Genomic DNA, 18,538 nt, shown 5'->3' on the forward strand with positions numbered 1-18,538 from the left:
CGTCGTGTAGAAGCGGCTTCAGCCGCGGCGGGCGTTACCGGGGGAGCGCACGTGGCTGAAGCCGCCCCTACGCACGCCATGATTGTCCGGGAGGCGCGGAAATCCGATTCCCGATTCCCGATTCACCATTCCCGGCTTATTCCCCGTACCCGAACGCCTTCAGCGCGGCTTCGTCGTCGGACCAGCCCTCGCGCACGCGGACCCAGGTCTCCAGGAACACCTTGGCGCCGAACAGGCGTTCCATCTGCTGGCGGGCCTTGGCGCCGATGTCCTTCAGGCGTGTGCCGCCCTTGCCGATCACGATCGCCTTCTGGCCTTCGCGCTCGACCCAGATCACCGCGCCGATGCGCAGCAGCGCGCCGTCCTCGGCGAAGCGTTCGATCTCCACGGTGGTGGCGTACGGCAGTTCCTCGCCGAGCTGGCGCATCAACTGCTCGCGCACCAGTTCGCCGGCCAGGAAGCGCTGGCTGCGGTCGGTGATCTCGTCCTCGCCGAACATCGGCGGCGCTTCCGGCACCAGCGCCAGCAGGTCGCGCACCAGCGCCTCCAGGCCCTTGCGCTTGAGTGCGGAGATCGGATGCACCGCGGCGAAGCTGCGGCCTTCGCTGACCTGCTGCAGGAACGGCAGCAGCGCGGTCTTGTCCTTGAGCCGGTCGACCTTGTTGACCACCAGCACCACCGGGATGCCGGCGTCGCTGAGCACGTTGAACGCCAGCGTGTCCTCCTCGTCCCAGCGCCCGGCCTCGATGACCAGCAGGCCGGCGTCCACGCCTTCCAGGGAGCCGCGCGCGGCGCGGTTCATCACCCGGTTCATGGCGCGCTTCTGCTCGCGGTGCAGGCCGGGGGTATCGACCAGCAGCAACTGGCCGGCCGGGAAGCTGGCGATACCCAGCAGCCGGTGCCGGGTGGTCTGCGGCCGATTGGAGACGATACTGACCTTGGCGCCCACCAGGGCGTTGGTCAGGGTGGACTTGCCCACGTTGGGGCGGCCGATCACGGCCACGCTGCCGCTGCGGTAAGGGGGAGTGGCTTGTTCGTTCACTTGCTCGAATCCAGTTGCTCGATGGCGGCGGCGGCGGCCTGCTGCTCGGCCAGGCGCCGCGAGGTGCCCTCGCCCTCGGTCACCAGGGCGGGCTCGGCGAGTACGCAGCGTACCCGGAATAGCTTGGCGTGGTCGTCGCCGGTCTCGCTGATCAGTTCGTAGGCCGGCAAGGTCCGCTGCCGGGCCTGCAGCCATTCCTGCAGGCGGGTCTTGGCGTCCTTCTCCACCTTGCCGACCGGCAACGCCGCCAGCGCGGCCTCGAACCAGGGCAGGATGGTGGCGCGGCAGGTCTCGAAGCCGGCGTCCAGGTAGATCGCCGCGACCACGGCCTCCACCGCATCGGCCAGGATCGAGTCGCGGCGATGGCCGCCGGACTTCATCTCGCCCGGCCCCAGGGTCAGGCGTTCGCCCAGCTCCAGTTGCCGGCCGATCGCGGCCAGCGAGGCCTCGCGCACCAGCTCGGCGCGGGCGCGGGTCAGCGCGCCCTCGTCGGCCTTGGGCCAGCGCTGGTACAGCGCCTCGGCGATCAGCAGGTTGACGATGCCATCGCCGAGGAATTCCAGGCGTTCGTTGTGCGGTGCGCCGGCACTGCGATGGGTCAGCGCCTGTGCCAGCAACTGCGGCTCAGCGAAGCGGTGACCGATGCGGTCACCGCGCAGGATGGTCTTACTGGCCACCACGCGTCGTCAGGTCCTGGGTGGCGTCGAACTTGCCGACCACGTCCAGATTGGCGATCAGCGGGCGGCGCACTTCGTAGGCCACGTGCATCTTCACGCCGGTGTCGGTGCGCTCGAAGGTGACGTCGCCCGGCTTCACGTTGTCCGAGTTGTTGATGTCCAGGCGCCGGAACAACGAGGCCTTGGCCTGCGACGGGTCCATCTCGGCGCTGCCGGCTTCGGTCGCCAGACCCTTCATCGCCGAGCGCACCGCATAGAACTCCATGTACATCGGGAACAGCTTCATGCCGATGTAGACGAAGAAGCCGACCACCGCCAGCACGATCACGAACGAGGTCAAGGTCATGCCACTTTGCTTGTGCTTCATCGCGCTTCCCCTCACGCAAGTCACTGAATGGTCGTCCCGATCCGCGACGGATCGAAACTGCCGCTGCAAAACCAGCCTTCGCAATTGAGCCAGATCAGGAACGCCTTGCCGCGCAGGTTCTCCTCGGGCAGGAAATGGGTCTGGGTCCAGAACCGGCTGTCCTCGCTGTTGTCGCGATTATCGCCCATCACGAAGTACTTGCCCGGCGGGACCACCCAGTCGCCCTGGCCGGCCGGATTGTTGCGGTCGATCCACTCCAGCTCGGTGTGGGTGCGGCCCGGCAGGTACTCGGTGAGCAGCGTGGCACCGGTCATTTCCGCGCCCTTGCCCTTGCCGACGTACTCGCCCATGACCTTGTACTTCATCGGCGTGCCGTTGATGTACAGGGTGTCGCCGTGGAAGCCGATGCGGTCGCCCGGCAGGCCGATCACGCGCTTGATCCAGTTTTCGTCCGGCTTGTGCGGCGGCTTGAACACCACCACGTCGCCGCGCTTGGGCTCGCCGACCGGAATGATCTTCTGGTTGGTGATCGGCAGGCGGAAGCCATAGGAGAACTTGTTGACCAGGATGAAATCGCCGACCAGCAGATTCGGCATCATCGAGCTGGACGGGATCTTGTACGGCTCGGCGATGAAGCTGCGCAGGATCAGCACCACCGCCAGCACCGGGAAGAACGCCCGCGAGTAGTCGACGATCACCGGCTCGCTGTCGAGCAACCCGGCCCGCGCGGCGCGGCGCTTGGCGAAGAACAGCTTGTCCAGCAGGGTGATGATGCCGGTGGCGAAGGTCAGGACCACCAGCGCGATTTCAAACCATTTCATTCGTATTCCTTCGGAATGGGAATCGGGAATGGAGAACGGGGAATCGGGAAGGCAAGAGCATGCGCTCTTTCGATTCCCCATTCCCTATTCACGACTCCCAGCTACTTGTCCATCTGCAGCACAGCCAGGAAGGCTTCCTGCGGGATTTCCACGCGGCCGACCTGCTTCATGCGCTTCTTGCCTTCCTTCTGCTTTTCCAACAGCTTCTTCTTGCGCGAGACGTCGCCACCATAGCACTTGGCCAGCACGTTCTTGCGCATCGCCTTGACCGTGGTGCGGGCGATGATCTGCGAGCCGATCGCGGCCTGGATCGCCACGTCGAACATCTGCCGCGGGATCAGGTCCTTCATCTTCTCGCACAGTTCGCGGCCGCGGCGGTCGGCGTGGCTGCGGTGGGCGATCAGCGACAGCGCATCGACCTTGTCGCCGTTGATCAGCACGTCCACGCGCACGAACGGGCCGGTGTCGAAACGCACGAAGTGGTAGTCCAGCGAGGCGTAGCCGCGGCTGACCGACTTGAGCTTGTCGAAGAAGTCCAGCACCACCTCGGCCATCGGCAGCTCGTAGCTGATCTGCACCTGGCTGCCCAGGTAGTTGATGCCGATCTGGCTGCCGCGCTTTTCCTCGCACAGCTTGATGATGTTGCCGATGTATTCCTCGGGGGTGAGGATGTTGGCGCGGATGATCGGCTCGCGGATCTCCTCGACCATGTTCACCGGCGGCAGCTTGGCCGGGTTGTCCATGCTGATGATCGAGCCGTCGGTCTTCAGCACCTCGTAGACCACGGTCGGCGCGGTGCTGATCAGGTCCAGGTTGTACTCGCGCTCCAGGCGCTCCTGCACGATCTCCATGTGCAGCATGCCAAGGAAGCCGCAGCGGAAACCGAAGCCCATCGCCTCGGAGCTTTCCGGCTCGAAGCGCAGCGCCGCGTCGTTCAGGCGCAGCTTGTCCAGCGCCTCGCGCAGGTTGGTGTAGTCCTCGGCATCGACCGGGAACAGGCCGGCGAACACGCGCGGCTGCATTTCCTGGAAGCCCGGCAGCGGCTTGCTCGCCGGGTCGCCGGCCAGGGTCAGGGTGTCGCCGACCGGCGCGCCGTGCACGTCCTTGATGCTGGCGGTGACCCAGCCCACCTCGCCCGCGCGCAGCGCCGGCAGCACCTTGCGCTTGGGCGTGAACACGCCGACGTTGTCGACCTGGTGGGTGCGGCCGGTGGACATCACCAGCAGCTTGTCGCCAGCCTTGATCTCGCCCTGCATCACCCGCACCAGCGAGACCACACCCAGGTAGTTGTCGAACCAGGAGTCGATGATCAGCGCCTGCAGCTTGTCGGTGTCGCGCGGCACCGGCGGCGGGATGCGGTGAACGATCGCCTCCAGCACGTCGCGCACGTTCAGCCCGGTCTTGGCGCTGACCGGCACGGCGTCGGTGGCGTCGATGCCGATCACCGCCTCGATCTCGGCCTTGGCGCGGTCGATGTCGGCGGTGGGCAGGTCGATCTTGTTCAGAACCGGCACCACTTCCAGGCCCTGCTCCACCGCGGTGTAGCAGTTGGCCACCGACTGCGCTTCCACGCCCTGCGCCGCGTCGACCACCAGCAGCGCGCCCTCGCAGGCGGCCAGCGAGCGGCTGACCTCGTAGGAGAAGTCGACGTGGCCGGGGGTGTCGATGAAGTTCAGGTGGTAGACCTGCCCGTCCTGCGCGGTGTACGGCAGCGACACGGACTGGGCCTTGATGGTGATGCCGCGTTCGCGCTCGATCGGGTTGGAATCGAGCACCTGCGCTTCCATCTCGCGCGCCTGCAGGCCGCCGCAGAGCTGGATGATGCGATCGGCCAGGGTCGATTTGCCGTGGTCGACGTGGGCGATGATGGAGAAATTGCGGATGTTCCGCATCGAATCAGAGGACATGAGGTGGGCGGCCAACAAAACCAGCGGCAAAGACATCAACTATGTCGCCATGTACCACATCGCGCAAGTACCGCTCATCTGCATTGGCGGGCAGGATAGCCGAAACAGGCTAACACCTTGACTTTTCAGAAAAATTCAAGTACCAAACCGCAGCCCGGTATCGCACTGGGCAGTCGACACTTTTCTCTTCGAAAGGAACATGAAATGAAAAGGTCAATTTTCTTCAAGAACGTCACGATCGCTTGCATCGCAGCGCTTTGGTCCGTATTGGCCACAGCGGCAGCAGCGCCATCGGACAATAGCGACGACGCTCACCGGCCGACTTCGGCTTTCAGCAACAGCGGCATGCCCAAGCAAAGCTTCAAAATTTGCCCGGTAAAGAACGACAGCGGAAAATCTCAGAAGTACATTGCGTCCCCCAACAAATTGATGGATTGGTGCGACCACTATTGTTGCTGGGTCGAGAATGGGGTTAAGTACTGCCGTGTGGACTGCACATGCGCTTGATGAGAAACACCAGCGACATGACCTTGGCGAGGCGCACACTCGACTAGAAGCATCGACTCACGCAGCGATCAATAGCGTCGATGCCGCAATCACGAACCGTGCCTCACCAGAACCAACGCAGGGCTGGAGTGCCAGCCCTGCGTTTTTCTTCATCCAAAGAGGCAATGCATTACGACAGCGAGATCATTCCACGCTGATGGCCACGAACTGACTCGCCGGACTACCTGGCGCACGCACCAACAACATCACCACGTCGCCCTTCTTAGCGTCGGACGTGAGCTTGTGGAATTGAGCCGGACTGGAAACCGGAACCCGCCCGACCTGCAGCACGATCATGCCAGGTCGCAATTGCGACTTTCTCGCAAGCGCACTGCTGACCTGCGCCACTTGCACGCCTTGGTCGGGCTCCAATCCAAGCTTCTGGCGCATTTGCGCAGGGATCTCCTGGACGCTGATGCCCAGCGCGGTGCCCTCAGCCGCCTGTGGCGCAGGCGCCGCCCCGGCGCGACCAGGCAGTTGCTGACCCAACATTCCATCGTCGGCAATCAGCTCGCTCAAGGTCACCATGACGTCCCGCTCCTTGCCATCGCGAACGATCGTAACGCGCGCCTTGCTTCCAGGCGGCAACATGCCCACCAACGGAGGCAAATCCTCGCGCGTGTTGATCCTCTGACCATTGAAGGCAACGATGAAGTCGCCGGGTTCGATACCGGCCTTGGCCGCACCAGTGCCCGGCTGGACACCATTGACCAGAGCACCGCGCGTGTCCGGCAGCCCCAGCCCCTTAGCCTCGACGTCACTGATGTTCGGTTGCATGGTCACGCCCAGCATTCCGCGACTGACCTTGCCGGTCTTCTTGATCTGCTCGACCGCGCTCATCGCCAGGTCGATCGGGATCGCGAAGCTGATGCCCATGTAGCCGCCGGATGCGGAGAAGATCTGCGAGTTGATGCCGACCACCTCACCGCGGGTGTTGAGCAGCGGGCCGCCGGAGTTGCCCTGGTTGATCGCCACGTCGGTCTGGATGAACGGCACGTAGCGCTGGTCGGCGTAGGGGTTGCTGCGGCCGGTGGCGCTGACGATGCCGGCGGTGACCGAGTGGTCCAGGCCGAACGGCGAACCGATCGCCACCACCCACTGGCCGGGCTTGAGCAGGTTGGAGTCGCCGATGCGCACCGTCGGCAGGTTCTTGCCGTCGATCTTCAGCAGCGCCACGTCGTACTGCTGGTCGCTGCCGACCACCTTGGCGGTGAACTCGCGGCGGTCGGTGAGCTTGACCTTGACCTCGCTGGCGCCGTCGACCACGTGGTGGTTGGTCAGCACGTAGCCGTCGGGCGAAATGATGAAGCCCGAGCCCATCGAACGGCCGGCGGGCGCGCCATCGTCGTCGTCCGGCGCGCCGCGGCCGCCGCGCGGCTGCCCGGGCATGCCCGGCATGCCGTCCGGGCCGAAGAAGCGCCGGAAGAACTCGGGCATCTGGTCGTCGTCGGGCATGCCGCCGCCGGAGCGTGCGGCCGCGGCGCGGCGGCTGATGGTGGTCTCGACATTGACCACGCCCGGGCCGACCTGCTCGACCAGGCGGGTGAAGTCGGGAAGGTTGCCGACCAGCTGCGGCGCCGGCGCGGCCTGCGCGGCCGGCGGCGGGGCGCTGGCGGCGCTGGGACTGGGCTGCTGCGCGCAGGCGGCCAGCGGCACGGTCAGCGCCAGCAGGCCCAACAGATGGTGGCGGATACGGTGAGTCATCGGACGCAAGCCTCCGGTTCGGGAAGGGGAACAACGAGGGGACGAAGCAACGGGGACCACGCGCCGGAATGAGGCACGGACGCCTGCCGGCGCGCGGGGTCAGGGCTGCGGATGCAGCGGCGGGTTGGCCACGGCGTCGGCAGGCAATCGGGGTTCGAACGGATAGAACGCCGCCGGGTCCGCGCCGCTGTGCGGGAAGCTGGCGGTGAATTCGCTCCCGGCATCGGCGGATGGCAGCGTCGAGCGCGGCCACGGCCGGGCCTGCAGCGGCGTCGCCGGATGCCCGAACGGATCGCTGGCGCGTTGCGCGACCATCGTCGGCGGCGCGACCGGCGCAACGAACGGCGTCTGCACCGGCGCCTTGGCCTGCGGTTTGGTAGGCGCCGCTGCGGCATAGGCGGGCTCGGCCGGGACGCTGCGGGTGCGCGCGGCCTGTGCGCTACGGGTGGCCTCGCGTCGCGCCGCCGCGGCCGCCTCCTGGCGACGATTGGCGGCGATCGCCATTGCCGGCGCGGCAGCGACGGCTGCGGCGAGATCGCCCTGCGGATCGGCCGGTGCCGGCGCGGGTGTCGGGACCTGCGGCGTGGTGGCGGCCGGTGCCGGGCTCGGCGCGGTGGCATCGGCGACCTGCGCCGGCGCCAACGCCTCGGGCGTCTGCGGCAGGCGCTGGGTCACGAACAGCGCGAGCAGCGCGACCGAAGCGGCCAGGGCGGCACTGCCGCCCCAGCGCCAGGTGCGACGCTTGCCGGCGGCGCTGGCTGCATCGGCACGCGCGGCCTGCTGCGCTTCGGCGGCCACCGCCTGGCGCACGCGCGCACTGAAATCGCTGGGCGCCGGCACGCTGACACGGCCGCGCAGGATGTCGCCGCACAGCTGCCAGCGCTCATGGCAGCCGGACAATTCCTCGTCGTGCTGCAGCCGGCGCAGCACGAAGCGTGCTTCGTCGGCCGGCAGTTCGCCGTCGATCAGCGCGGACAGTTGCTGCCGGTAGTGCAGCTCGAACTTGTCCGGCGCGGCGCTGTCGGGCGCCGGCACAGGCTTGGGAAAGGGCGTGCTATCGGTCATACGCGGTGTCGCTCACGGGTGGCGCTGTCGGTATCCAGCAGGGGACGGAGTTCGGCGTCGATGGCCTCGCGGGCGCGGAAGATCCGCGAACGCACGGTGCCGATCGGGCAGCCCATCTTCTGCGCGATGTCCTCGTAGCTCATGCCCTCCACCTCGCGCAGGGTGATGGCGGTGCGCAACTCTTCCGGCAAGGCGTCGACCGCCTTCATCACCGTGCGCTCCAGCTCCTGGCGCATCAACTCGCGTTCGGGCGTGTCGGTGTCGCGCAGGCGGGTGCCGCTGTCGAACTGCTCGGCATCGAGCACATCGACGTCGTCGGTGGGCGGCCTGCGGTTGTGCGCGACCAGGTAGTTCTTGGCGGTGTTCACGGCGATCCGGTGCAACCATGTGGAGAACTGGGCGTCGCCGCGGAAACTCCCGATCGCGCGGTAGGCGCGGATGAAAGTGTCCTGGGCCACGTCCTGACATTCGCTCCAGTCGGCGATGTAGCGCCCGATCAGGCCGACGATCCGATGCTGGTACTTGCGCACCAGCACATCGAACGCCGCGCTTTCGCCGCGCTGCACACGCCGGACCAGTTCAAGGTCCAGCTCCTGGGGTGTTTCGACATCGGCCATAGCGGGCCGCACTCCTGTCAGCCCAACCTACGTCGGACCCTCTGACCGCCAATTCGGAAAAAAGTTCAGCGCCCCTCAGCGGATCGCCGCCCCACGACGTTAACCGGCGTTCCGTTAGGCTGGCGCAAGGCCAGCGGTCGCGGGACGCGCCTCAATTCCCCTGCATTGGGATTTGACGCGACGGAAACAACCTCTGGATGATAACGATCTTCTCCATACACAAGCGGATGGTCCTCCCCATGCTTTCAGGCTTCGACGGGCTCCGATTCAGTCACTGGCAAGCGGACATCCGCGGCGACGGCATCGTCGTGCTCAGCCTCGACCGCCAGGACGCGCCCGTCAATGCGCTGTCGCAGGACGTGTTGCTGGAGCTGGGCAATCTGCTCGAGCGCATCGCCATCGATCCGCCCAAGGGCGTGGTGATCCGCTCGGCCAAGGACAACGGCTTCATCGCCGGCGCCGACCTCAAGGAATTCCAGGAATTCGACCGCCGCGGCACCGTCAACGACGCCATCCGCCGCGGCCAGGCCACCTTCCAGAAACTGGCCGAACTGCCCTGCCCCACGGTCGCGGCGATCCACGGCTTCTGCATGGGCGGCGGCACCGAGATCGCCCTGGCTTGCCGCTACCGCGTCGCCTCCAGCGATGCGGCCACCCGCATCGGCCTGCCCGAGACCAAGCTCGGCATCTTCCCCGGCTGGGGCGGCAGCGCGCGCCTGCCACGGCTGATCGGCGCGCCGGCGGCGATGGACCTCATGCTCACCGGGCGCACCGTGTCGGCCTCGGCGGCGCGGGCGATGGGCCTGGTCGACAAGGTCGCCGCGCCGGCCGTGCTCACCGATACCGCGGTGGCGCTGGCGCTGTCCGGCAGCGCCCGCCCCTTCAAGCAGCGCGCCACCGCCTGGGCCACCAACACCTGGCCGGCGCGCAAGCTGCTGGCGCCGCAGATGCGCAAGCAGGTGGCGCGCAAGGCGCGCAAGGAGCACTACCCGGCGCCGTACGCGCTGATCGGGGTGTGGGAACGCAGCGGCGGCAGCGGCATCCAGGCGCGCCTGGACGCCGAGCGCAAGGCGGTGGTCAAGCTGGCCAGCACCCCGACCGCGCGCAACCTGATCCGCATCTTCTTCCTCACCGAGCGGCTCAAGGCGCTGGGCGGCAAGGAGCACGGCATCCGCCACGTGCACGTGGTCGGTGCCGGGGTGATGGGCGGCGACATCGCCGCCTGGTCGGCCTACAAGGGCTTCGAGGTGACCCTGCAGGACCGCGAGCAGCGCTTCATCGACGGCGCGCTGAGCCGCGCCGGCGAGCTGTTCGCCAAGCGGGTCAAGGACGACAGCAAGCGCCCGGCGGTGGCGGCGCGCCTGAAGGGCGATCTGGCCGGCGAGGGCGTGCCGAGCGCCGATCTGGTGATCGAGGCGATCATCGAGAACCCGCAGGCCAAGCGCGAGCTGTACCAGGCGCTGGAGCCGCGCATGCAGCCGACTGCGCTGCTCAGCACCAACACCTCCTCGATCCCGCTGACCGAACTGCGCGAGCACATCCAGCGCCCGGCGCAGTTCGGCGGCCTGCACTACTTCAATCCGGTGGCGCAGATGCCGCTGGTGGAGATCGTCTGCCACGACGGCCTGGCGCCGGAGAACCAGAAGCGGCTGGCCGCCTTCTGCAAGGCCATCGACAAGCTGCCGGTGCCGGTCGCCGGCACCCCCGGATTCCTGGTCAACCGCGTGCTGTTCCCGTACATGCTGGAAGCGGCCACCGCCTATGCCGAAGGCATTCCCGGCCCGGCGATCGACAAGGCTGCGGTCAAGTTCGGCATGCCGATGGGCCCGATCGAACTGATCGACACCGTGGGCCTGGACGTGGCCGCGGGCGTGGGCGCCGAACTGGCACCGTTCCTGGGCCTGCCGATCCCGGCGGCGCTGCAGACGGTGGAGCCGGGCAAGCGCGGCAAGAAGGACGGCCAGGGCCTGTACGCCTGGGAGAACGGCCGCGCCAAGAAGCCCGAACTGCCGAAGGACTACCGCGCGCCGGACGACCTGGAAGACCGCCTGATCCTGCCGCTGCTCAACGAAGCGGTGGCCTGCCTGCACGAGGGCGTGGTCGCCGACGCCGACCTGCTCGATGCCGGCGTGATCTTCGGTACCGGCTTCGCCCCGTTCCGCGGCGGCCCGATCCAGCACATCCGCGCCGCCGGCGCCGACGTGCTGCTGGCGCGCCTGCGCGCCCTGCACACGCGCTACGGCGAGCGTTTCGCCCCGCGACCGGGTTGGGAGTCGCCGGCGTTGCGCGAACCGGTGGTGTGAGGCGCGCGCACGCCTTCTGTAAGCGTGCGTCAGGGCACCTCCCATAACGACGGGTCGCGCCCCTTTGGTAGCGGCTTCAGCCGCGGCGGGCGTTTCCCGGCAAGACCCGTCGCGGCTGAAGCCGCTCCCACGCGATCTTGCGGCGAATTCGCCGGGCGTACTGTGGGAGGGACTTCAGTCCCGACGCATTACGCCATCGGAAAGCATGGCCGCTTCGCCAGGCGCTGCTGCATGACAGGTGATTCCCACAAAGCAAGCTGCCCGTAGCTTGATTGTGGGGAAAGCAGGTCGCTGCAGGCGCCCTTCAGTCGCACTCGGCATTCCAGGTGCGCGCGGACGACAAATCCCAAACCAGAACAAAGCCGCACCTGCACGAATGCCGTTACGCAGCCGTGCTGCTAGTGCGAATGCCCCTGCATGTGGCCGTGCCCATGTGCGGGATGGGGATGGGCATGATCGTGATCGTGGTCCTCGTGACCATGCCCGTGATGATCGTGACCACCACCCTCGCCCGCCGCCGGCGTGCCGCACGGGGTAGCGCCGCAATGGCCGGCTTCCATCTGCAGGGTGATGTGATCGATGCCGAACTGCGCATGCAGGCCATCGCACAGCGCGGCGCGCACGGCATCGGCGTCACCGCCGTCGGCGACCACCACATGCGCGGTCAGCGCCGGCGTGCTGGAGGCCAGCGCCCACACGTGCAGGTCGTGCACGCTGGCCACGCCGGGCGCGGCCTGCAGATAGCCGCGCACCGCGCCCAGGTCCACGCCCTTGGGCACGCCTTCCAGCAGCACGTTGATCGCCTCGCGCAGCAGCACCCAGGTCCGCGGCAACACCCACAGACCGATCAGCACCGCCAGGATCGGATCGATCAGTTTCCACCCGGTGACGCGGATCGCCAGCGCGCCGACGATCACCGCGACCGAGCCGAGCATGTCGCTCCACACTTCCAGGTACGCGCCCTTCATGTTGAGGCTCTCGCCGCTGCCGGCCTTGAGCAGGCGCATCGAGATCAGGTTGATCAGCAGGCCGAATGCGGCGATGCCGAGCATGCCGACGGTGGCGATCTCCTGCGGCTGGCGGAAGCGCTGCACCGCCTCCCACAGGATGTAGCCGGCCACCACGAACAGCAGCGCGCCGTTGACCAGCGCGCCCAGCGCCTCCAGCCGTGCGTAGCCATAGCTGCGCTTGGCATCGGGCGGGCGCCGGCTCAGCCGCACCGCGATCAGCGCGATCATCAGCGCCAGCGTGTCGGTGGCCATGTGCGCAGCGTCGGACAGCAGCGCCAGGCTGTTGGTGAGGAAAGCGCCGGCCACTTCCACCACCAGGAACAGCGCGGTGAGACCGAGCGCCCACCACAGGGGCTGCTCGTGGCGGATTTCGGTGGGGGCGTGGCTGTGATCGTGTCCCATGGGGCGACCGGGCGGCGATGCGGAGGAAGATGGCCGCTACCTTAGGCCGCCGCCCGCGCGGAGACTATTACACCGTTCGACAGCGGCACGCGCTCTTGATGCTGTTGTGCAGCCGATGGACCGCAAGCAGACACGGCAACCAGGCACGCCAGATACCGGGCTCAGGAAGTCTGATCGCGGCCCGACCTGCCACACGCTGGCCAAGGAAGAGGCGCGACTCATGAAAGCGCGGATCTCGGCATGGCGGCCGAGACCCGCACGACGCTCAACGGGCCGGCGCCGCCGATGGCGCGCCAGCGCTCTGCAACTGCTGCGCCTTGGCCAGGTGCTCGGCCACATGGGTACGCGTGGTACGCAGATGCGCGGCCACGTCCGGGGTCTTCGCGGCGGGGATCAGGGTGCTGTCGAGCATCTGCAGGGCGGCCTGATGATCCTTGACCATCGCCATGACATAGGCCTGTTCGAAGCGATCGCCGTCCATGGCCTGCAGCTTGCCGGCCTCCGCCTTCGCCTTCTGTATCTGCTGCTGCGCCGACGCGGCCTTCGCATCAGGACCCCACGGCGCGATCTTGGCGTTGTTGTCGGCGTGCTCCTTGACCATCTGCATGGCGTAATCGCGCACCGGGCCCTTGACCTGCTTCTGCAAGGCCAGGTTGCCAGCGTTGACCTCGCTGGTGTTGATCGCCGACAACACGCCGAGCGCCTGCTTTTCGTTGAGCGCGGACGCGCGCGCGCCTTGCGCGCCCTGCATGCCGGTCGACGTCTGCGCGGCGGACGTCGACGGCGTTTGCTGCTGCATCGCGCCGGGATCGGCACTGCCAACCTCGCCGGACGTATCGGTCTGCGCATGCGCAAGGCCGACGCCGAGAACCGACATGAGCGCCAGAGAGAACGCGGAACGGGAATGACGCATGACAATCTCCTTTGCATGGCAGGTATCGCCATGCTCCGCGGCCTTTCGTGAGCGCCTGGTTGAACGTGGGTGCAGGCGATGCGAAATGCTGCAGATGCACGTGGACTGCGGCGCCTACGCCGACGGCAAGCAGCGCAGCAACAGCACACTGAGGCTGGCCAGCGCCAGCAACGACAGCGTGCCAGCCGCCAGTACGCGGCCGCCGGACGCGAGCACCGTGCGCAGATTCACCGACAGGCCCAACGCGGCCATCGCCACCAGGGTGAACAGCAGCGACAGCGACTGCGCCGCTTCGATCGCCGGCGCCGGCAACACACCCAGCGCGCGCAGCCCCATCATGCCGACGAAGCCGAACACGAACCACGGCACCAGCGCGTGCGCCGGGCGCCGCTGCGTCGGCGATCCACCACGGACCAGCCCCAGCAGCAACATCACTGGCCCGAGCATCAGCACCCGCATCAGCTTGACCAGCGCCCCCACCTGCGCGCTCAGCGCGCCCACTGGCACGGTCGCCGCCAGCACCTGCGGCACCGCGTACACGGTCAGGCCGGCGAGGATGCCGTAGTGGCGCTGGTCCAGGCCCAGCACGGGCACCGCCAGCGGCAACAGCAACACCACCAGCACGCCCAGCGCCGCGGTGAAGGCGATCGCTGCAGCGACGTCGCCGGAGTCGGCGTCGATCACCGGCGCTGCCGCCACGATCGCCGAATTGCCGCAGATCGCATTGCCGCACGCGACCAGCGTGGCCAGCCGCGACGGCAGGCCCAGCGCGCGACCGATGCCGTAGCCGATGGCGATCGCCAGCAGCACCACCGCGGCGATGGCGCCCAGCAACAGACCGCCGGCCGCGCCGATGGCGCCGATGCCGACCGAGGCGCCGAGCAGCACGATGGCCAGTTCCAGCGGCAGCTTGGCGGCGAAGGCGATGCCGGCGTGCGTGGACGGCGGCAGGCGCCACGCCGTGCGCAGCAAGGTGCCGAGCACGATCGCGAACACCAGCGCGTCGATCCAGCGCCGGCCCAGCCACTGCAGTTGCGCGCGCTCGGCCAGCCAGGCCAGCGCCGCCACCGCGATGGCCAGGGCCAGGCCGGGCAGCAAGATGGAAGGTCTGTGCGGTTGGGTGCGCATGGCAGCGATCCGGATCGAGTGGCGGCAGATTGCGCCCGCAGACCGTTCCGATCCATCGCATAATTGTGCACACTTCATTCGCTCACTCCGAACAGTTGCCCCATGACCCTGGAACAACTCGCCCTGTTCGTGGCGGTGGCCGAACGCCAACACCTGACCCTGGGTGCGCAGGCCGCGCACCGCACGCCGTCGGCCGCCAGTGCCGCGATCAAGGCGTTGGAGCAGCAGTACGGGGTGGCCCTGTTCGACCGGGTCGGTCGCGGCTTGGTGCTGACCGCGGCCGGTGCGGCGTTCTGTGAGGACGCCAAGGCGATCCTGGCGCGCAGCCGTGCGGCCGAACTGGCGCTGAGCGAGTGGCGCGGCGTGCTGCGCGGCACCCTTGATCTGCACGCCAGCCAGACCGTGGCCAGCTACTGGCTGCCGACCCGGCTGATGGCGTTCCATGCGCGCTATCCGCAGATCGAGATCCGCCTGAGCGTGGGCAACACCGACAGCGTGGCGCGCGCGGTGCGCGAGGGACGCGCCGAACTGGGCTTCGTCGAGGGCCGCGTGCAGGCCCCCGAACTGCTGAGTTCGGCGCTGGGCCACGACCGGCTGCGCGTGGTCGCCGCGCCGGACCATCCGTTGGCGGGGCGTCGCCACCCCGGGCTGGCACGACTGGTCGCCGACAGCACCTGGATCATGCGCGAACCCGGCTCGGGCACGCGCTCGGCGTTCGAGGCGGCGCTGCGCGATGCCGGCATCGGCCCGGAGCGCCTGCGTGTGGCGCTGTCCCTGCCCTCCAACGAAGCGGTGCTGTCGGCGGTGCAGGCCGGGCGCAGCCTGGCGGCGATCTCGCAACTGGCCGCGGCGCCGTGGCTGGAGAGCGGCCGCCTGCAGCCCCTCGCCGTGGCCCTGGGCGAACGCACCTTCCATGCCCTGCGCCACCGCGAACGCAGCCTGGGTGCCGCGGCAGCCGCCCTGCTCGGCTTGCAGGCCCCATCCACCGCGGCCTGAGCCTCGCGTGGGCGACGGTAGACGCGGCGCGCGATATCCATTCCAAAACGAGATAGCCCTCGGCAAATGCTTCATTGGAATGGAATGCCTGTCGCTTCTATCCTCGCTTCCGGTCTCTCGCGCGCCAAGGCAGCGGAAGGGGAATGTCCGCGGCGCCGCCAGCAGACATGCCACGCACGCCCCGCCACGTCGACAGACACGCCATCGAGGACAGCGACCGGGACAGCCTGCAGCCCTGCATGACGCCCTGCCGATGCCTCCAGGACCGGGTTTTCCGGTCCACGCCAATTTGATCGGTCACTTTTTGTCCTGGGAGGGAACAAAAATGCCTTTGGAACAGTCCCGTCGCCCGGTCGGCCGGCGCGCGCACCGCCCTGCCGCCCGCACCCTGCTGGGCGCGGCCATCGTCCTGGCCCTGTCCGGCAGCTTCGCCGCGCAGGCGCAGAGCACCAGCGCCGATCCGGCAGCCACGCCACCCGCCAAGCCCGATGCCACGACCGACGCCAAGACCGGCCAGCAGCCGGTCACCCTGGACAACGTGATGGTGGTCGGCCAGCGCGCCAGCCTGGAACAGGCCGTGCAGGCCAAGCAGCTCGACGACCACGTGGTGGAAGTCATCTCCGCCGACAACATGGGGCAGATGCCCAACGTCACCGTGGCCGAGGCGCTGGTGCGCCTGCCCGGCGTCAACGGCACCCGCGACCGCGGCAACGAAAGCCTGGCCACCGTGCGCGGCCTCGGCCCGCGCATGACCATGGGCACGGTCAACGGCCGCGAGATCGCCTCCTCCGAACCCAACCGCGCGGTGCGCTGGGAAGTCTTCCCCACCGAGATCGTCTCCACCGTCAAGGTCTACAAGACCCCGTCGGCGGACCTGATCGCCGGCGGCATCGCCGCCACCGTGGACATCTCCACCATCAACCCGCTCGACCACACCGGCCCGACCTTCGTCGCCACCGGCGGCCCGGTCTACTACGACGAGGCCAAGGACGCGCGCGACTACTCGCCGTGGGGCCAGCGCCTGGGCGCGAGCTGGATCCACCGCATCAACGACAACCTGGCGGTCGCGCTCGGCGCCACCTACCAGAAGCAGAAGAACGCCGGCGTCTCGATCGGCAGCTGGGGCTACACCGACGCCAGCAACGCACGCGATGTGGATGGCGACGGCAAGGTCGACTACACCCCCTGGGGCGCGGCCGACCAGCTCAAGCTCACCGAGCAGACCCGCACCGGCGCCATGGGCACCGTGCAGTGGCGCTCGGGCAACCTGGAACTCAAGCTCGACGGCCTGTACTCGCGCATCCGCATCGACGAGGACCAGCGCCAGAACTGGTTCAACAACCTCGGCTACAGCATCTACTCGGCCAGCAATCCGTACACCACGCCTGGCTCGTCCTACACCATCGTCGACGGCGACGTGGTCGCCGGTACCCTGGCCAATTCCAAGCTGCAGGTGGACCACGTCGTGGCCCGCTACGACGAGGTCAAGACGCTGGCGGCCGGCGGCCTCAACGCCAAGTGGCGCGGCGACGTGTGGACGCTGGGCAGCGACCTGTCGTTCTCGCAGGCCAAGCGCGACAACGACTGGCGCGCGGTGCGCTTCGGCAGCAACCCGGACACGGTATCGTTCGACTTCCGCCATGGCGTCACCCCCACCATCAGCACCAGTTCCGACGCGCCGGAATGGGGCATCAGTGGCCAGACCGAACCGCAGGCGCTGCGCGACCGCATCGCTGCTCTGGCGCTGAGCGCCAGCCGCGCGATCGAGGATTCGCCGGTCACCGCGCTGGAATTCGGCGCGCGCGCCTCACGCCGCGAGAAGCAGAACCGCCACTTCACCAGCTTCCAGTCCGGCTACAGCCAGCCGATCTCGGCCTACCAGGACCTGATCTACCCGGTGACGATGCCGGACCTGAACGTGCCGACCCTGACCGGCGGCGACCTGGACGCGATCGCCAAGCTCGGCTTCGGCGGTTTCGATCCGAGCCTGGCCACCGAGCAGCGCCTGGATCACTGGAATGTCGAGGAGAACGTGCGCGAGGCCTTCGCCAAGGCGGTGTTCAGTTCGCAGTGGTTCGGCGTCGACGTCACCGGCAACGCCGGCGTGCGCGTGGTCCACACCGACACCGACAGCCATGGCTACGACACCGTCGGCGGCGTGGTGCAGCCGAGCAGCGCCGGCAAGACCTACACCGACGTGCTACCGAGCGCCACGGTCAACTTCCTGATCGATCCCGAGCGCATCCTGCGTCTGTCGGTGGCCAAGGTGATGGCGCGGCCGCCGCTGGACGAACTGCGCACCGGGCGCGCGCTCGACGATCCCAACACCACCGTCGGCCAGCTCACCGGCAGCGGCGGCAACCCGCAGCTCAATCCGTTCCGCGCCACCCAGCTCGACCTGTCCTACGAGTGGTACTTCCACAAGGAAGCGCTGGCGGCGCTGGCGCTGTACCGCAAGTGGGTGGATTCGAGCATCGGCTACAAGACCCAGCACGAGACCATCGACGGCCGCGACTACCTGATCAGCGGACCGTTCAACGGCGGCGGCGGCTACATCAACGGTGCCGAACTGACGTTCCAGACCCCGTTCTTCTTCATCCCGCACATGGAGAACTTCGGCATCTACTCGAACTACTCGTACGTGGAATCCAACCTGCACGAGTTCTCGCCGGCGGACAATCCGCTGCCGCTCAGCGGCCTGGCGCGCAACACCGGCACGCTGGACCTCTGGTACAACAACAACAAGTTCGAAGCGCGGATCGGCTACAAGTACCACAGCCCCTACACCGTGGTGTACGGCTGGAACGCGGCGCGGCTGGCGCGACTGGAGAGCGAAGGCACGGTGGACCTGAGCCTGGCGTGGCGCTACAGCGAGCACCTGGGCTTCAAGTTCCAGGTCGGCAACCTGACCAACGAACCGCTGCGCGCCTACAGCGACAACAAGCGCAACCGGCTCGCCAACCAGGACGATGGCGGCTACCAGCTGTTCGGCCGCCGCTTCGCCCTGGAAGCGACCTACACGTTCTGAGCCGGTGGAGAC

General features: G+C 67.9%; 14 protein-coding genes. 3 read left to right on the forward strand and 11 right to left on the reverse strand.

The annotated features are described in order from the left end of the window. Positions 1-136 precede the first annotated feature (136 nt). The 8 genes from era to rpoE all read right to left on the reverse strand — a co-directional run bounded on the left by era (position 137) and on the right by rpoE (position 8,746). Positions 137-1,042, reverse strand: a complete 906-nt coding sequence (gene era, locus SLW56_RS02200; RefSeq protein WP_010340598.1) for a GTPase Era — start codon at positions 1,040-1,042, stop codon at positions 137-139. Next, the gene (gene rnc, locus SLW56_RS02205) at positions 1,039-1,719 is read right to left on the reverse strand and encodes a ribonuclease III (RefSeq protein WP_026143959.1); all 681 of its coding nucleotides are present in this window, start codon (positions 1,717-1,719) and stop codon (positions 1,039-1,041) included. The genes era and rnc overlap by 4 nt, the downstream gene beginning before the upstream one ends. Beyond that, entirely contained in the window at positions 1,709-2,086 is a 378-nt protein-coding gene (locus SLW56_RS02210; RefSeq protein WP_010340596.1) for a DUF4845 domain-containing protein, read from the reverse strand. Before SLW56_RS02210 ends, rnc begins: the two co-directional genes overlap by 11 nt. 20 nt (positions 2,087-2,106) lie before the next feature. Next, a complete protein-coding gene (gene lepB / locus SLW56_RS02215) occupies positions 2,107-2,907 on the reverse strand; it encodes a signal peptidase I (protein ID WP_010340595.1) in 801 nt (266 codons plus the stop codon). Positions 2,908-3,008: 101 nt separating this feature from the next. Next, positions 3,009-4,799, reverse strand: a complete 1,791-nt coding sequence (lepA, locus tag SLW56_RS02220) for a translation elongation factor 4 (protein WP_193314649.1) — start codon at positions 4,797-4,799, stop codon at positions 3,009-3,011. Between the two features lie 705 nt (positions 4,800-5,504). Next, positions 5,505-7,064, reverse strand: a complete 1,560-nt coding sequence (locus SLW56_RS02225; protein ID WP_193313860.1) for a DegQ family serine endoprotease — start codon at positions 7,062-7,064, stop codon at positions 5,505-5,507. 99 nt (positions 7,065-7,163) lie between these two features. Next, a complete protein-coding gene (locus tag SLW56_RS02230) occupies positions 7,164-8,129 on the reverse strand; it encodes a sigma-E factor negative regulatory protein (RefSeq protein ID WP_267113358.1) in 966 nt (321 codons plus the stop codon). Then, a complete protein-coding gene (rpoE, locus tag SLW56_RS02235) occupies positions 8,126-8,746 on the reverse strand; it encodes an RNA polymerase sigma factor RpoE (protein WP_010340494.1) in 621 nt (206 codons plus the stop codon). The genes SLW56_RS02230 and rpoE overlap by 4 nt, the downstream gene beginning before the upstream one ends. Before the next feature lie 239 nt (positions 8,747-8,985). Here rpoE and SLW56_RS02240 point away from each other — a divergent pair, with 239 nt between their 5' ends. Continuing rightward, complete coding sequence (locus SLW56_RS02240) at positions 8,986-11,049, forward strand: 3-hydroxyacyl-CoA dehydrogenase NAD-binding domain-containing protein (protein ID WP_295908448.1); 2,064 nt, start codon at positions 8,986-8,988, stop codon at positions 11,047-11,049. Between the two features lie 398 nt (positions 11,050-11,447). On the opposite strand, the gene SLW56_RS02245 is transcribed toward SLW56_RS02240, so the two are convergent. The 3 genes from SLW56_RS02245 to SLW56_RS02255 form a co-directional block, all read right to left on the reverse strand. Next, positions 11,448-12,461, reverse strand: a complete 1,014-nt coding sequence (locus SLW56_RS02245) for a cation diffusion facilitator family transporter (RefSeq protein ID WP_267119613.1) — start codon at positions 12,459-12,461, stop codon at positions 11,448-11,450. 265 nt (positions 12,462-12,726) lie between these two features. Further along, a complete protein-coding gene (locus tag SLW56_RS02250; protein ID WP_320694393.1) occupies positions 12,727-13,338 on the reverse strand; it encodes a DUF4142 domain-containing protein in 612 nt (203 codons plus the stop codon). A 150-nt stretch (positions 13,339-13,488) separates the two neighbouring features. Further along, positions 13,489-14,502, reverse strand: a complete 1,014-nt coding sequence (locus SLW56_RS02255) for a putative sulfate exporter family transporter (RefSeq protein ID WP_295908444.1) — start codon at positions 14,500-14,502, stop codon at positions 13,489-13,491. Positions 14,503-14,604: 102 nt separating this feature from the next. Between SLW56_RS02255 and SLW56_RS02260 the strand changes: the two genes are divergently transcribed. Both SLW56_RS02260 and SLW56_RS02265 read left to right on the forward strand, forming a co-directional pair. Then, positions 14,605-15,498: a LysR substrate-binding domain-containing protein gene (locus tag SLW56_RS02260; protein ID WP_320694287.1), complete on the forward strand. Its 894-nt coding sequence runs from the start codon at positions 14,605-14,607 to the stop codon at positions 15,496-15,498. Between the two features lie 325 nt (positions 15,499-15,823). Then, on the forward strand, positions 15,824-18,526 hold the full coding sequence (locus SLW56_RS02265) for a TonB-dependent receptor (protein WP_295908440.1): 2,703 nt from the start codon (positions 15,824-15,826) through the stop codon (positions 18,524-18,526). Positions 18,527-18,538: the final 12 nt, after the last annotated feature.

Source organism: Xanthomonas sp. LF07-6 (genome assembly GCF_034105445.1).
GTDB lineage: Bacteria > Pseudomonadota > Gammaproteobacteria > Xanthomonadales > Xanthomonadaceae > Xanthomonas_A > Xanthomonas_A sontii.

Coding starts and splice junctions, on each gene's coding strand:
- rpoE (WP_010340494.1), bottom strand. CDS start 8,746: ATGGCCGATGTCGAAACACCCCAGGAGCTGGACCTTGAACTGGTCCGG.
- SLW56_RS02210 (WP_010340596.1), bottom strand. CDS start 2,086: ATGAAGCACAAGCAAAGTGGCATGACCTTGACCTCGTTCGTGATCGTG.
- SLW56_RS02225 (WP_193313860.1), bottom strand. CDS start 7,064: ATGACTCACCGTATCCGCCACCATCTGTTGGGCCTGCTGGCGCTGACC.
- SLW56_RS02230 (WP_267113358.1), bottom strand. CDS start 8,129: ATGACCGATAGCACGCCCTTTCCCAAGCCTGTGCCGGCGCCCGACAGC.
- lepB (WP_010340595.1), bottom strand. CDS start 2,907: ATGAAATGGTTTGAAATCGCGCTGGTGGTCCTGACCTTCGCCACCGGC.
- lepA (WP_193314649.1), bottom strand. CDS start 4,799: ATGCGGAACATCCGCAATTTCTCCATCATCGCCCACGTCGACCACGGC.
- SLW56_RS02255 (WP_295908444.1), bottom strand. CDS start 14,502: ATGCGCACCCAACCGCACAGACCTTCCATCTTGCTGCCCGGCCTGGCC.
- SLW56_RS02245 (WP_267119613.1), bottom strand. CDS start 12,461: ATGGGACACGATCACAGCCACGCCCCCACCGAAATCCGCCACGAGCAG.
- SLW56_RS02250 (WP_320694393.1), bottom strand. CDS start 13,338: ATGTCGGTTCTCGGCGTCGGCCTTGCGCATGCGCAGACCGATACGTCC.
- SLW56_RS02240 (WP_295908448.1), top strand. CDS start 8,986: ATGCTTTCAGGCTTCGACGGGCTCCGATTCAGTCACTGGCAAGCGGAC.
- SLW56_RS02265 (WP_295908440.1), top strand. CDS start 15,824: ATGCCTTTGGAACAGTCCCGTCGCCCGGTCGGCCGGCGCGCGCACCGC.
- SLW56_RS02260 (WP_320694287.1), top strand. CDS start 14,605: ATGACCCTGGAACAACTCGCCCTGTTCGTGGCGGTGGCCGAACGCCAA.